Origin of the sequence: Sphingomonas sp. Ant20 (genome assembly GCF_000783375.1) — a bacterium.
Taxonomy (GTDB): domain Bacteria; phylum Pseudomonadota; class Alphaproteobacteria; order Sphingomonadales; family Sphingomonadaceae; genus Sphingomonas; species Sphingomonas aerolata.
On sequence record NZ_JRVI01000126.1, the window covers coordinates 33,451 to 47,971 of the forward strand.

Annotated in this window: 13 protein-coding genes, 2 pseudogenes and 1 other annotated feature; of the genes and pseudogenes, 12 read left to right on the top strand and 3 right to left on the bottom strand. The window is 63.5% G+C overall.

All coding sequences use genetic code 11. The features are described from left to right. Window positions 1–4 precede the first annotated feature (4 nt). From NI18_RS14715 to NI18_RS14735, 6 genes and pseudogenes are all read left to right on the top strand, one after another. The gene (locus tag NI18_RS14715) at window positions 5–2,248 is read left to right on the top strand and encodes a glycoside hydrolase family 3 protein (protein ID WP_037530912.1); all 2,244 of its coding nucleotides are present in this window, start codon (window positions 5–7) and stop codon (window positions 2,246–2,248) included. Then, entirely contained in the window at window positions 2,245–3,636 is a 1,392-nt protein-coding gene (locus NI18_RS14720; RefSeq protein ID WP_037530917.1) for a glycoside hydrolase family 30 beta sandwich domain-containing protein, read from the top strand. The genes NI18_RS14715 and NI18_RS14720 overlap by 4 nt, the downstream gene beginning before the upstream one ends. Window positions 3,637–3,762: 126 nt before the next feature. Beyond that, window positions 3,763–3,969: a hypothetical protein gene (locus NI18_RS22450; RefSeq protein WP_128082237.1), complete on the top strand. Its 207-nt coding sequence runs from the start codon at window positions 3,763–3,765 to the stop codon at window positions 3,967–3,969. Between the two features lie 66 nt (window positions 3,970–4,035). After that, a complete protein-coding gene (locus NI18_RS23465) occupies window positions 4,036–4,491 on the top strand; it encodes a GDSL-type esterase/lipase family protein (RefSeq protein WP_306286439.1) in 456 nt (151 codons plus the stop codon). A gap of 216 nt (window positions 4,492–4,707) precedes the next feature. Then, a complete protein-coding gene (locus NI18_RS14730; protein WP_037530919.1) occupies window positions 4,708–5,613 on the top strand; it encodes a tyrosine-type recombinase/integrase in 906 nt (301 codons plus the stop codon). 7 nt (window positions 5,614–5,620) lie between these two features. Continuing rightward, window positions 5,621–6,745, top strand: a pseudogene (locus NI18_RS14735) (IS91 family transposase); the annotation flags it as partial. 588 nt (window positions 6,746–7,333) lie between these two features. On the opposite strand, the gene NI18_RS14740 reads toward NI18_RS14735, so the two are convergent. The 3 genes from NI18_RS14740 to NI18_RS14745 all read right to left on the bottom strand — a co-directional run bounded on the left by NI18_RS14740 (window position 7,334) and on the right by NI18_RS14745 (window position 9,313). Next, the gene (locus tag NI18_RS14740) at window positions 7,334–7,843 is read right to left on the bottom strand and encodes a hypothetical protein (protein WP_306286434.1); all 510 of its coding nucleotides are present in this window, start codon (window positions 7,841–7,843) and stop codon (window positions 7,334–7,336) included. Next, complete coding sequence (locus tag NI18_RS25755; protein ID WP_128082238.1) at window positions 7,780–8,088, bottom strand: hypothetical protein; 309 nt, start codon at window positions 8,086–8,088, stop codon at window positions 7,780–7,782. The genes NI18_RS14740 and NI18_RS25755 overlap by 64 nt, the downstream gene beginning before the upstream one ends. Further along, a protein-coding gene (locus NI18_RS14745) for an IS3 family transposase (RefSeq protein WP_128082025.1) occupies window positions 8,085–9,313 on the bottom strand; the annotation gives its coding sequence in 2 pieces (ribosomal slippage) (window positions 8,085–9,025 and window positions 9,025–9,313; 1,230 coding nt in all). Before NI18_RS14745 ends, NI18_RS25755 begins: the two co-directional genes overlap by 4 nt. Beyond that, window positions 8,916–9,032 (bottom strand) — a sequence feature (AL1L pseudoknot). It overlaps the preceding gene by 117 nt. A 155-nt stretch (window positions 9,314–9,468) precedes the next feature. On the opposite strand from NI18_RS14745, the gene NI18_RS14755 reads away from it, so the two are divergent. The 6 genes and pseudogenes from NI18_RS14755 to istA form a co-directional block, all read left to right on the top strand. Continuing rightward, window positions 9,469–9,771, top strand: a complete 303-nt coding sequence (locus NI18_RS14755; RefSeq protein WP_037530920.1) for a hypothetical protein — start codon at window positions 9,469–9,471, stop codon at window positions 9,769–9,771. A gap of 830 nt (window positions 9,772–10,601) precedes the next feature. After that, window positions 10,602–11,012, top strand: a complete 411-nt coding sequence (locus tag NI18_RS23475) for a sigma factor-like helix-turn-helix DNA-binding protein (RefSeq protein WP_306286435.1) — start codon at window positions 10,602–10,604, stop codon at window positions 11,010–11,012. 408 nt (window positions 11,013–11,420) lie between these two features. After that, window positions 11,421–11,762 (top strand): FAD-dependent oxidoreductase, encoded by a 342-nt coding sequence (locus NI18_RS27170; protein ID WP_306286436.1) that lies wholly within the window; start codon window positions 11,421–11,423, stop codon window positions 11,760–11,762. A 7-nt stretch (window positions 11,763–11,769) separates the two neighbouring features. Further along, window positions 11,770–12,450 carry an FAD-dependent oxidoreductase gene (locus NI18_RS27175; RefSeq protein WP_306286437.1) on the top strand — a complete coding sequence of 227 codons (681 nt, stop codon included), beginning with the start codon at window positions 11,770–11,772 and terminating at the stop codon, window positions 12,448–12,450. Window positions 12,451–13,264: 814 nt separating this feature from the next. After that, complete coding sequence (locus NI18_RS14770; RefSeq protein ID WP_037530923.1) at window positions 13,265–13,651, top strand: hypothetical protein; 387 nt, start codon at window positions 13,265–13,267, stop codon at window positions 13,649–13,651. A gap of 93 nt (window positions 13,652–13,744) precedes the next feature. Further along, window positions 13,745–14,521 (top strand): annotated as a pseudogene (gene istA / locus NI18_RS14775) (IS21 family transposase); the annotation flags it as partial.

Sequence of the window (14,521 nt, forward strand, 5' to 3'; positions counted from 1 at the left end):
ATGGATGAAAACGCTGTTGAGCGCGCTGGCGCTGTCTGCGGCCATGACCGCGCTGATTGCGTCCGCGCACGCACAGCGGGCTGAGCCCACAATACAGGCTGATCCCGACCAGCGCGCTGCGGCGCTCGCCGACGCGATGACGGCCGAGGAGAAGCTGCGTTACGTCCATGGCTATTTCCCGCCCATGAGCAAGGATAAGCCGGCAGACATGATCCCGTCCGCCGGTTATGTCCCCGGCGTCCCCCGCCTCCGCATCCCGACGCTGCGCGAGAGCGATGCGAGTCTCGGCGTCGCCAACCAGATCGAACAGCGCAAGGGCGACACCGCGACCGCGCTTCCCGCCAGCCTTGCGCTGGCGGCGAGCTTCGACCCCGACCTCGCCTATCGCGGCGGCGCGATGATCGGGGCCGAGGCTCGTGCGAAGACGTTCAACGTGCTGCTCGCAGGCGGCGCCAACCTGACGCGCGATCCGTGGGGCGGGCGGACATTCGAATATCTTGGGGAGGATCCGCTGCTCGCAGGGATAATGGCGGGCGAGTCGATCCGCGGCGTGCAGTCCAACCATATCGTCTCGACGCTGAAGCATTTCGCGCTCAATCCGCAGGAGACCCTGAGAACCACGGTCAATTCGCAGATGGGCGAGGCGGCGTTGCGCGAAAGCGACCTGCTCGCCTTCGAGATCGCGATCGAACGCGGTGCGCCGGGATCGGTCATGTGCGCATACAACAAGGTCGAGAGCGATTGGGCCTGCGAGAACGACCATCTGCTCAACCAGGTCCTCAAGGGCGACTGGGGGTACAAGGGCTGGGTCATGAGCGACTGGGGCGCGGTGCATTCGACCGCCAAAGCCATCAACGCCGGGCTCGACCAGCAATCCGGCCGGGAACTCGACAAGGCGATGTATTTCGGCGCGCCGCTCGCCGCTGCGCTGAAGGACGGCAGCGTCAGTTCCGCCCGCCTCACCGACATGAACCGCCGCATCCTGTGGGGCGTCACGACCACCGGTCTCATCGATCATCCGGTGCCGACGACCCCGCAACCGATCGACTATGCCGCCCACGCGAAGGTCGCGCAGGAGGTCGCCGAAAAGGGCAGCGTGCTGCTGAAGAACGAGGGCGACCTGCTCCCGCTTGCACGCAGCGCGAAACGGATCGTGCTGATCGGCGCGCATGCCGATGTCGGCGTGCTGTCAGGCGGCGGATCGAGCCAGGTGCGCTCGGTCGGCGGCGCGCCGGTCGAGATCCCGTTGAAGGAGGGGGCCGCAGCGTCGTTCGCGCGCGTGACGTGGCACGCCTCCTCACCCCTACAGGCAATCCGTGCCATGGCACTGGGCGCGAACGTCATCTTTGTCGACGGCACCGATCCTGCCGCCGCGGCCAAGGCCGCGCGCAGCGCCGATCTCGCGATCATCTTCGCCTGGCAATGGCGCACCGAGGCGCAGGACGTCGAGACGCTGGCGCTCCCCGATAACCAGGACGCGCTGATCAACGCGGTAGCCGCCGCCAATCCGCGCACCGCCGTCGTGCTCGAGACCGGTGGGCCGGTGCTGATGCCATGGCTGTCGCGCGTGCCCACCGTGCTGCAGGCCTGGTATCCGGGGCAGAAGGGTGGCGAGGCGATCGCCAACATCCTGTTCGGCGCGGTCAATCCATCGGGCCGGCTGCCGATGACGTTTCCTGCCAGCGAAGCGCAGGCGATACGTCCGACGATCCCCGGACTCGCCGAGATGAAGGCCGCGGATGCCAAGGTAAAGGCGGGGGGCACCTATGGCATGGTCGAGCGCTCGCTCTCGGTCGACGTGCCGTACCGCGAGGGCGCCGATGTCGGCTATCGCGGCTATCCGAAGACGGGTGCGAAGCCGCTGTTTCCGTTCGGGTATGGGCTGTCCTACACCCGGTTCCGCTATGGCGGTCTGAAAATCGAGCCGGGTGCGGCGCTGCGTGTCAGCTTCGACGTCACCAATACGGGCAAGGTCGCTGGTGCGGATTCGCCGCAAGTGTATGCGAGCGCGGGCCGGCGGAACGGCGCGACGCAGCGGCTCGTCGGGTTCGAACGCGTCACGCTCCGCCCGGGCGAGACGAAGCGGGTCAGTGTCACCGTCGACCCACGCCTGCTCGCCGATTTCGATGTCGCCGCGCGTGGCTGGCATGTCGCGGCCGGACGCTATCCGGTCATCGTCGGCCGGTTCGCGGGCGACACGGCGCTGACCGGTACGGCAACGCTCGCAGATGCGCGGATCAAGCCATGAGCGCGCGACGGGCGCTCGTCCTCGCGTCGTTGCTGACATTGGGTGCGGCGCCCTCACCCGCACCCGTTCGCGCCTGGTTGACGTCGGCCGACGGCGCACAGCGGCTCGCACCGGTCGTCGTTTCCAGGCCGCAGCGCGGGGCGACGACGATTACCGTCGACGCCGCCAAGCGCTACCAGTCGATGGTCGGGTTCGGCGCCGCGATCACCGATGCGTCGGCGATCCTCATCCAGGGCCTGCCCCCTGCCCGTCGTGCGGCATTGCTGCAGGACTTGTTCGGTCGCGGCGACGGCGAGCTCGGCCTGAACTTCACCCGGCTGACGATCGGCGCATCCGATTTCTCGCCCGAGCATTACAGCTTCGACGACATGCCCACAGGCCAGCGCGACCCCGATCTCGCGCGCTTCTCGATCGCACCCAATGCGAAGACCGTACTTCCAACCGTCCGTCAGGCGCTCGCGATCGATCCCGGGCTGGTGGTCATGGCCAGTCCCTGGAGCCCGCCGGGTTGGATGAAGACCGGCGATTCGATGGTCGGCGGCGTCCTCAACCCCGCCGATTACGGCATCTATGCGCGGTATTTCGTGCGCTATCTAAAGGCCTATGCGGCCGCCGGCGTGCCGATGCGCTACGTCACCGTGCAGAACGAGCCGGATTTCTCGCCGAAGGACTATCCCGGCATGAGGTGGCCCGCGATCGATCGGGCGCGCTTCATCGGTCGCGATCTGGGGCCGGCGCTCGCGCAGGCGAAACTCGGCACGGAAGTCCTCGAATGGGACCATAATTGGGACCAGCCCGAACAACCCGAAACCGTGCTCACTGATCCCGCCGCCGCGCGCCACGTCGCGGGAGTCGCCTGGCATTGCTATGCCGGCGATGTCGCCGCGCAGACCCGCGTTCAGGTCAAGCATCCCGACAAGGACGTGTTCTTCACCGAATGCTCGGGTGGCGGCTGGCGGCCGGGGTGGAAGACGGGCTTCGGCGATACGATCCAGCGGCTCATGATCGGCTCCACCCGGCGGTGGGCGCGCGGTGTATTGCTATGGAACCTGGCGCTCAACCCCAAAGGCGGCCCGCACAAGGGCGGTTGCAACAATTGCCGCGGCGTCGTGACGATCGACCCCGCGACCGGCACGGTCACGCGCGAGCTCGAATATTACGCGCTCGGTCATCTCAGCCGCTTTGTGGCACCGGGGGCGCGACGGATCGCGACGACGAGCACGACGCAACTGCCGACCGTCGCGTTCCGCAACCCCGATGGCGGTCTCGTCCTGCTCGCCTATAATGCCACCGATACAGCAGCGTCGCTGCGGGTTGCGAGCGGGCGACACCCGTTCGGCTACAGTTTTCCGCCCGGCGCTGCCGTCACCTTCGCATGGCGACCATGAGCGCGGGCGCTATGGGCGAACGGTCGGCTTGGAATGGAGTCTATTGATGCGAACGCCCCTGATCCTCTCCACCATGTCGTTGGCATGCCTCCCCTGCACGACCACCGCGCAAGCCGCGACGCAACCGTGCGCGAAACCGCAGCCGTTGCCGATCCGTGCGGGGCGATCGCGACCGCTACGGCCAGCAAAACCGAGGCGGAGGCGAACGGACTCCGCCGTGACAAAGATTGGGCAGACCTGTGCCGCTATGCTGCCGACGATATGGCGGTGACGGGGTCCGTGAAATTGGTCCTCATCGGCGACTCGCTGACCGAAGGTCGGCAGAAGGCGTAGCCGTCGCTATTCACGGACGGCATCGTCGGACGCGGGATCAGCGGGCAATCCACGCCGCAGATCCTTCTGCGGTTTGAACAGGACGTCATCGCCCTGAACCCCGCCGCGGTCCACATCCTGGCGGGCGGCAACGACATCGCGGGCAATACCGGTCCGACCTCGGATCGGTTCATACGCAACAATGTTCGCGCCATGGCCGAAATGGCCAAAGCCCACGGCATCCGCGTATATCTTGTATCGATGCTGCCGGCGAAAGAGTTCTGGTGGGCCAGGCAATACAAGCCGGCCGCCAAGCTGGTGGAGCACAATGCCTGGCTGAAGCGATATGCGGCTTACAACGGCTTCACGTACATCGATTACTACAGTGCCATGGCTAATGACGATGGCGGAATGCGGAGCGGCCTAACCGACGATGGCGTCCACCCAAACCTCGCCGGTTATGCGGTAATGGCGCCCGTTCTGAGTAGGTCTCTCGTTGCAACGGACGGCACGACGAACCGTCCCAAGAAACCAAAGCGCTAGCGAGCATGCCTCGATGCTGCGAGAGAGCCATTATATGGCGGGTATGGGCCGCGTTGCGGGCGCAAGCTGACCAGCAGCGTCGCGGCGGTAAGGACCCAAAGCACGAAGCCGCTGCGCGGCAGTGGTAATGGTGACGAGGTAGTGCGCCTGCGCTGAGGTTTGGCTCAGCGGTGGGGGTGGCAGACGATGGAGTTCCTTCAACGAGAGGAACTCCCCATGGCGACTATACCCACCGAACGGTCCGTTACGCCGCTGCGTCAGCGCATGCTCGACGACATGGCGATGCGTGCGATGCGGGCGCGGACGCAACATGACTATGTCCGCCATGTTCGCGCCTTCGCGGCTTTCTTGCGACGCTCGCCGGAGACCGCGACCGCCGAGGACGTACGACGCTTCCAGCTTCACCAGCGCGAGCACGGTGTCGGAGAGTCCGTCATCGGCACCACAGTGTCGGCGCTGCGCTTCCTGTTCGGCGTGACGCTCGACCGGCCCGACCTGTCGCGTAAGCTGGTCCTGGCGCCTCGTCCCCGCAAGCTGCCCGACGTACTGAGCGTCGAGGAAGTGGCGCGGCTGCTCGAGGCGGCGCCGGGCATCAAGTACCGAGCAGCGCTGGGCGTCGCGTACGGCGCCGGATTGCGGGTGTCGGAGGTCGCGCATCTCAAGGCCGACGACATCGACAGCAAGCGCATGCTGATCCGCATCGAGGAGGGCAAGGGCCGCAAGGACCGTAACGCGATGCTGTCGCCGCAACTGCTTGAACTGCTCCGGCTCTGGTGGCGCGAGGGCAAGCGGCGCAGTGTCCTGTTGCCGCACGGCTGGCTGTTCCCAGGGCGTAGCTACACCGACCCGATCTCGACGCGCCAACTTCACCGTGCCGTCTGTGAGGCGGCTGACGCAGCCGGGATCCGCAAGCGCGTCAGTCCGCATACCCTACGGCACAGTTTCGCCACCCACCTGCTCGAGCAGGACGTCGACATCCGCGTCATCCAGGTGCTGCTCGGGCACAGCAAGCTCGAGACGACCGCGCTCTACACCAAGGTCGCCACGCGGACGATCCATGCGGTAACCGGTCCGCTGGACCGGTTGATGGCGCTGATGGAGGGCAAGACGCCCGCCGGGTGAGCGTGCGATGCGCACCTCGCTTGAGGTCGCCGACATCTTTCGCGCTGCCCGCCCTGCGTATCGGACCGCGCATGCCGGGCATCTGAGCCTCGACCAGCTCAAGGTCATGTCGGCTGTCGAACATTGCCGCACCGCTGCGCTTGGCGGCCACACCGAGGAATGCACCGACTGCGGGCACTGGCGGGTGGCCTATAACTCCTGTCGCAACCGGCACTGCCAAGGTGCGGCCGCGCGCGCATGGCTTGCCGAGCGCGAGGCCGACCTGCTGCCGGTCACCTATTTCCACGTCGTCTTCACCCTGCCGGCCGAGGTCGCCGACATCGCGTACCAGAACAAAACTGCGTTCTACGGCCTGCTGTTCCAGGCGGCGTCCGAGACGATGACGACCATCGCCGCGGACCCGAAGCATCTTGGCGCGCGGATCGGTATCACTGCGGTGCTTCATACATGGGGCTCGGCGATGACCCACCACCCGCACATCCACATGATCGTACCCGGCGGCGGGCTGTCCCCGGACGGCAACCGCTGGGTGTCGTCACGCCCCGCGTTCCTGCTGCCGGTGCGTGTGCTCGGCAAGCTGTTCCGCCGCCTGTTCCTGACCCGGCTGATGGCGCTGTACGAGGCGGGACGGCTCGGCTTCTTCGGCAGTCTCGCAGCACTCGCCGACCGCCGCGCCTTCCTGCGACACCTGTCCCCGGTCCGGAAGAAGAACTGGGTCGTCTACGCCAAACCCCCGTTTCGCCGGCCCTCAGGCGGTGCTCGCCTATCTGTCGCGCTACACCCACCGGGTCGCCATCTCGAACAGCCGCCTCGTCCGCTTCGACGAGACCGGGGTGACGTTACGCTACAAGAATTACCGGAACGATGTCGCCGACCGGCAGCAGCTGATGACGCTGGCCGCTGACGAGTTCATCCGCCGCTTCCTGATCCACGTTCTCCCGAAGGCTTCCACCGCATCCGTCATTACGGCCTGCTCGCTGGCGCCACCCGCAAGGCTCACCTCGAACACGCCCGCCAACTGCTCGGGGTCGCCCCGCCCGTGGCCGCAGCCGCACCGGTCGAACCCGACGATGCCCGACCCCCATGCCCATGCTGCGGCGGACGCATGGTCGTCATCGAAACCTTCGAACGCTGGCGCCAGCCCCGCGCACCCCCCGCATGCCACCAACCCTACCGGGACCACCGCGCCATGACCCGCCATGGCTCACCTGCATTCCGCCGCGCGGCCTGTGCGCTTCCGGCCATGATGACGCTCGCGTTGACGATGCCGCTCCGCGTGGCGACCCACATCTCACGCCTTCGTCGAAGCCAAAATCCAAGCCAAACCCAGCGCCAGACGACCTCCTTCCAGCCCACAGATGCCCGCCCGGGCGGCTGTTGCCCGCGCCTCAAACCAGGGCGAAAACCGAAAACCCCATAGGCCAGCATCCGCGGCCCACGGCTTCCTGCCTTGGAGGAAATCGTACACCTGCCGGTGCCCGATTTCCTTCACAATAGCAGAAGTCGAATGTCAGAACAGGAGCGTTGGCTCGTGTGACCCAATCTCGGTTCTGCGAGGCATCGGCGAGCTCGAAAACCTAGGTCAGAAGGCAAGTGAGCTGTGTAAAATCGGCGGGCGCTTGAACGAGTAGGCGAGGGCATAGACGATGAGACTTCAGGTTGATTTTTGATTCAGTGAACGGTGCTCGCGGCTCGCTGAAATCCGAGGGGGTATTTGACGTTACGAGGTAAGTCGCGGCATATCGGGGACCTCTTCTGCATCATGAACGGAGCGATGTATCTCTTCTTGAATGATGCGGTCTGTGACGGCGCTCAAATGCGCCATCAAGGCTCCGCTGAGTTCCTCAAATTCAGGCCACAGTACCCCGTTTATGAAGCTGGCCGGCCCCTTGATGACGATCGATTGACGATGCATTCGCGGATAGCGAAACGGCCGCAGCCCATATCGCCGACACAGTGCGACAAAGAGCTGCCGCGACCACGGATCAGGCAACGAGAATCGGAACTCTTGCACTCGCTCCGCAGAGCGACTTTCCTCATATCGACGGCGCAATCTCTCAGCCGCAGCGCCGGCTGCATTCTTCTCCCCCTCGGTACCCGCCGCTGCATACAACGCTTCTATTTTCCGCAGGGTTGCTCGTAGCCGTTCCTCGTCTGAAATAGCCATCAATGGACCTTTGATCTGGATGTCGTAATGCTCGCGATCATCGAGCGACGCGCCTTCGAACAAGCTATTACGGTTTCGTAGATTTCACCCTCCATAATCTTATTCAATTCACGCAGATGGCGAAACGTCGTTTCGAGCTCGCTACGGTTGTCCGCGAGTGGGTCGCGTTCGATCAGATCAATGATACCGAGCATCATGGCGCGCAGCTCCGCTAATGCCCCTACGCCAGCATGAGCCCGTTCTGGAAGGTCGACCTCAGCATGACTGAAGCGTCCCGGATTTCCCGGAGGCAGTTTGGTTTGAGTCATGCCGCGATAGCGGTTTCCAATTGCGCGGCATAGTATTCAGCTTCGGCCTCGCTGGGCGTGACGTAGCCGATCGGGCCGAAGAGGCGTTGGTTGTTGAACCAGTCCACCCACCGCAACGTCGCCATTTCGACAGCGGCGAGGCTTGGCCAGGAGCGCTGGCGCCAGATGACCTCAGCCTTGAACAGGCCGTTGATCGTCTCGGCGAGGGCATTGTCGTACGAATCTCCGACGCTGCCGACCGACGGCACCAGCTTTGCCTCCGCCAGGCGCTGGGTGTAGCTCATGGCGAGGTATTGCGAGCCTCTGTCCGAGTGGTGGATGAGACGATCGTCGGCGGTAGGACGACGGGCATGGATGGCCTGCTCGAGCGCATCCAGCACGAAGCCGGCGGTAGCACTGCTGCTGACTTTCCAGCCGACGATCCGGCGGGCGAAAGCATCGATGACGAACGCCACGTAGACGAACCCCGCCCAGGTGTGGACGTAGGTAAAGTCCACGACCCACAAGGCATTCGGACGCTGGACCTTGAATTCCCGATTGACCTTGTCGAGCGGGCATACGACCTTGCGATCCGAAACCGTGGTGACGCAGGATTTGCCACGCCGGACACCGGCCAGCCCCATCACCTTCATCAGCCGCTCGACCGTGCATTTTGCGATGGTGACGCCATCGCGCAGCAGCTGCCGCCATACCTTGCGCGAACCGTACAGGCCAAAGCTGTCCTCGTGGACACGCCGGATATGCTCTTTCAGCTCGTCGTCATGCCGGGCGCGAGCGGAACGTTTGCCCGGATCTGCCCGCCGGGCCGCATGTTGATGATACGAGGAGGGGGCGACCGCCAGTTCCTGGCAGATCGGCTCGATTCCCAACTCCTCCCGATGCGCGTCGATGAACGCCATCTTCATCGCCCGGGGCGGTCGAGCTCCGCCATCGCAAAATATGCCGACGCCTTCCTGAGGATCTCGTTGGCCCGGCGGAGCTCCTTCACTTCTCGCTCGAGCAGCTTCAATCTGGCACGGTCATCATCTGCCAGCGCTGCTGGCCCCGCACGCCGGCCAGCATCGTCGCGGCACCAACGCCGCAGCGTCTCCGCCGTGCAGCCGATCTTGCCCGCGATCGACACCAGCGCATCCCATTCCGAACGGTGATCCGCCCGGTGCTCGCTCACCATCCGAACAGCCCGCTCGCGGACCTCAGGCGAAAACTTGTTTGTCGTCTTGCTCATTCTCGATGCTCCTACTCACAAGTGGGAGCCTCCAGGAAATCCGGGACGCTTCAAGGAGCTATTTGGAATGCTGAGAGTTAGCGGTCGCAGCGAGACTTTGCGCGACTCCCGGTCGTTGTTATGCTCGAACCTTCGCGACATAAAGGTCAAGCGGAATGGCTATTAATCGACGGCCCGTCGAAAACGGCGGGCTTGTTCTATTTCTTTGTCTGATCACGATCGGCCTCGCTCTGGTCGTTTCGAGCTTTGCTGGCGCTCTTTTGTGGGCGGTCTTGGCCGCGCTGCTCTTTCAGCCGCTTTTCCAAAAGTTGCTCACGCGCTGGCCAGAGCGCCGCAACAGGGCAGCGACGGTGACGATGCTCATCATCACCGTCGCCGTCGTAATTCCGGCGTTGATCGTGACGAGCCTCGTCGTCGAGCATGCGGCCGGGGTGCGCCTGCAGCGCCTTTGCGGATAAACCATAACTGCCCAAGTGACCTTATATTGGGAGGGGTCGGCAACGAACACCTTCTCGCTCTGCAGTGGGCCGCATTCATCAAGCTGGCCGGGTGCAACTTGTGAGCCGAGGCTGTGGGCAGTCCTACGTGACAGGAGGACGCTTACCCGCGAAGAAGGATCAGGCGTTCGATGAGCCGGGCGCCTGTACGAGAGATCAAATAGCTCATCGGACCTCCTTTGCCGCTGCGCGGAGTGAGTGAGCGCGCGTCTTCTCGGCAGCCGACGGCGTCCTAGTTTGTCTCCGGGCTGGAGCAGCCCGTCGAGCCGGCCAGCCGCGTGAGGTATGCCAGCCGCTGAGCGCGAAGGCAGCCATATCTAAGCGTTTTAGCCTCAAGGGCTCACGGGATAAGGATACTGGCGGAGATATTATAGGTGCACAAACGGAACATTGGGGAGCTTTATTCGTCTAGGATCAGACAATAAGGTATCCCGGCGGGTGTCTCTATCTCAATTTGAGGTTATAGGTCGGTCGAGGCAGAAATCTCGAGGTGAAGCTTATGACGATCCCCCAGTCAGCGAGGGAGCTTGCGCCGTACCCGCCGACGCTCGATCACGGGCAGTTCAACCGTGTCTTCCGCGAAGTCCTGCCTGGCCTATCGCGGTACGCCCGTTCCCTAGCGCGCAATAACGATCTGGCGGAGGATCTCGTTCAAGATGCTGCGATCCGCGCGTGGCGGAATCGCGACAGGTTCGTGGTCGGCACAAGTTTCAAGGCTTGGGTTTATCGCATTCTTCGTAACTGCTTCCTGAGCCATGTTCGCCACAAACGAGTCGCCAAGACGGACACCTATGGAGACGAATTTCCGGATGTGGCCGTTGCGTCGGGACAGGAGGCCGCAATTTTTTCTGCAGGATGTCGGGCGCTATTGGACTGGCCTGACAGCGACACAGCAGCGCGCTATTCATCTCGTTGGCATTGAAGGTCGCAGCTATGAAGAAGCAGCAGCAATTGAGGACGTGTCGCTGGGCACGTTGAAAAGTCGTATTTCGCGCGGCCGACACACCCTGCTCGAACTGCTCGAGGGCGATAGTCCGCCTGCGCTTGCCAAATCGGCCGATTGCATCGGCTCGAGCGAACCGCCTTCGGCAGAATCGAGCCTCTCTGTAAGGGAGATGTCCCCAAGCGATAATAACCAGATCGGAATATTGCGTGCGTGGCGACAGCAGCAAACAGAGAGTCGCGCCGAGGCAGCCTGGTGAAGCTCACCTGCGTATACCTCACGGTCCCCGCTAGTTCCCAGCGCTGCGTCAAGGGCTACTATTGAAAGGTGTTCGCATCATGGACGGCGGTCTAGCTGACCTTATCGAACGGTGTACGCAAGGTCGGGGGCAGATGCTATGACGGCAGTCGCCGGTAAAGCGCCAGCGGCGTTCAGCATATCTGGCGCGTTTGGCAATTTGACGGCGCCGCGTCCGATCCCCGGCATTATACCGCTGCCTCGCCAGCAGCTGCTCGGCGAGGATATCGCGCGCCTTAGAATCGGGCACGAGGTCGGCGACGCCGCAATGTTGCGTGACACTGCGGCGCCTTTGATCGCGCGAAAATGAGGCCATGCATTTGGATTGCCGTAGCCAGGGAGTTTCGGACGTGATGCAGGAGGCATGAAGATGGATAAGGAACACAGGCTCGTGGTCGTCGGCGGCGGGGTGGCTGGACTGGACATTGCCACGTGCCTTTCTGGCAAACGGTCGGGCACGCAGACGTTGGCCGTTACGCTTGTTGACCGGGAAACTGCCTATGTGTGGAAGCCGATGTTGCACACCATCGCGGCGGGTACGTCGGATGCTGGGGCGCAGGAGACGGTCTATGCCGCGCAAGCACGGACGCGCGGCTTCCGCTATGAGTTTGGCGAAGTGATCGGCATCGATCGGGATCGTCGGAAGTTGCAGATAGCTCCCCTGCAGGTCGGGGGGCGAGGACATCGTGCCTGGACGAACGATTCCCTATGACACGCTGGTGCTCGCGGTCGGCAGCCGGGCAAATGACTTCAATACGCCCGGTGTTGCGGAATATTGCCAGCGGATAGACACCCGATCGGACGCGATCACATTCAACGATCTCCTGCGCGTGCATCTCGTGAAGAGTCTTGCGACTGGAAACGCCCTGACGGTAGGCATCGTTGGCGGCGGCGCGACGGGCGTAGAGCTGGCAGCAGAACTCATCCAGATCGCCAGCGTGGTCGAGCGATATGGGATCGCCAATGCGTCGAGCTATCTGAACGTGGTGCTGATCGAAGCCGGGGCTCGACTGCTTGGGCCTTTCCCGGAAAAGGTGGGGAACGCCGCTCGAGACAAGCTGGAGCAACTTGGCGTTACCGTGCGCACGGGGACTCGTGTGACAGCCGTAGGTAAAACGGCGTTCGCACTGGAGGGCGGCACCACGGTCCCCGCGGACCTGAAAGTTTGGGCTGCAGGCGTTAAGGCACCGCCGCTAATCGATACGCTGACGGATCTGGAGCGCTCTTTGAGCGGCCAGCTTGTTGTCGGCCCTACGCTGGCGACTGCGGGGGACCCGCGCATCTATGCTCTGGGCGATTGCGCAAGCGCGAAGCTCCCCGGCAGTGATACACCGGTTCCCACGACCGCACAGGCGGCCAGCCAGCACGCCAAGTACCTGTGCCGGTATCTGCCTGGCTGATAGCAGGTAAACACGCCCCGTCGGCGAGTTATAAGGACTTCGGCGGACTTGTTTCGCTGGGCGGCTACGATGCCTACGGATCGCTCGGCCGCTTCGGCTTTTTCGATGGCGGCTTTATCCGTGGACGCGTTGCTCAGTTGGGCCATGCAATGCTTTACCGGAGCTACCAGGCACGCTTGCATGGCATCTGGAAGGGAAGCCTTTTGTGGCTGGTCGACATACTCGGACGCAGGGTCAAGCCAGAGGCAAGACTATCCTAACTTGGGGTAGGCGTGCTTCCTTCGGTGTGACGGACACCAATGATGGCTGCGCGGAGCCAGGAGATTTAAAATGGCGAGTACGACGAAGGTTATCGATGAGTTCAAGCGCGAAATCCTCGAATCGTCTAGACGAGCGGTCGCATGCGGATCGAGGCGGCAGCAGGGCTGAGGATCATGCCCACAATGCTGCGTCGTTGGCAGCGCATATTCGGAGATAGCAGCGCCCCCCGGTAAGCCCGGCGCGAGCCGCCAGTGTCGGCGATCACGTCGCCAGTGGATCAAGCTTTTCGAGATTGCGCGACTACGCAGGAGCTGGACCTCGCGCGCGTGGAGCGCAACGTCTTAAAAACGCCGTAGTGGGTTCAACCGGTCGCCGCTGGCATTGTGCGGAGGCCGTTGGCGAGGCGCGTCAGGGTGTCTGCGAGCCACGCCTGTGGGTCAACGCGGGTCGGTGCAGCATGACGATGCCGCGCATGGATATATTCGCGCCCCAAAGCGCTCAAGCGTCGTCGCTCGCAGCTAGGCCGGGGCGCATATAGGAAGGCTCGACGTCGATGGACGCGGCGGACGTATTTACCAAGCTCGAGATCGAGCTAAAGCCTGATCCATCGAGGACCGTCATCCGGCCATTCGACTTCGGCTATCCCGCGGCGTTCGCGGCCAATCGGCCGTCGCGTCGCGAGGCGGTTGCCGAGCGGATCCACGCGCTAGAGCCAGCATTTCGGTCACGGATGCTCAAATTGCTCTCAAAACCAATGAACGAGCGCCACCGCAACGCCGATCAGATATTTCTGCGGCGTTTCGCCGAGATAAGCGACGAGTTCGGCGTGGTGGATCCTGACGGAGCGGAACAGCTGCTGATAGGGGCGTATTTCAGTCAGGAATATGCCTTCGAATCGGCCGCACTATTCAATCCTAGCATTGTGTGTGAAGGGCGGTGACAAATCAGGCCACAGGACCGCCGGCGCATTGCCGGTGGGGGCGGAGTAAAATCCGGCCATTTGGTAAGCTGCTCCCTTTGCGGAGCGGCGGGGATGTTTGTCGTGGAAAGCTACGCAGCGGTCAGACGGTTTGTGTTCGTCGAAGGCCATAGTCGCCGGGAAGCGGCGGAGGTGTTCGGGCTGAACCGGGATACGGTCCGCAAGATGTGCCTGTATTCGGCACCGCCCGGATACCGCCGGACGAAGCCTCCGACCAAGCCGAAGCTCGGGGCGCTCCTACCGGCTATCGACGCAATCCTGGCGGCCGACCGTGAGGCACCGCGCAAGCAGCAACACACGGCAAAGCGGATCTTCGAGCGTCTGCGCGACGAGCATGGGTATACGGGCGGCTACACGATGGTGAAAGACCATGTGCGGCTGTGCAGGGCGCGCGGGCGCGAGACCTTCGTGCCGTTGGCGCACCCACCGGGGCATGCGCAGGTCGACTTCGGGGAGGCGGTCGCGATCGTCGGCGGGGAGCGGATGAAGATCCACTATTTCTGCATGTCGCTGCCGCAGTCGGATGCCTGTTTCTTCAAGGCATATCCGCGTGAGACGACCGAGGCGTTTCTCGACGGGCACGTGTCGGCATTCGCGTTCTTCGGGGGCGTGCCGCTGTCCATCCTCTACGACAACACAACCATCGCCGTGGCCAAAAATCTGCGGCGACGGAACGCGTGAGCGCACGCGTGCCTTCACAGAGTTGGTCAGCCACTACCTGTTTCAGGACCGTTTTGCGCGTCCAGCGCGGGGCAACGACAAAGGCAAGGTCGAGGGGCTGGTGAAGTTTGCGCGCAACAACTTCATGGTGCCCGTGCCGGTCGCCGCCCA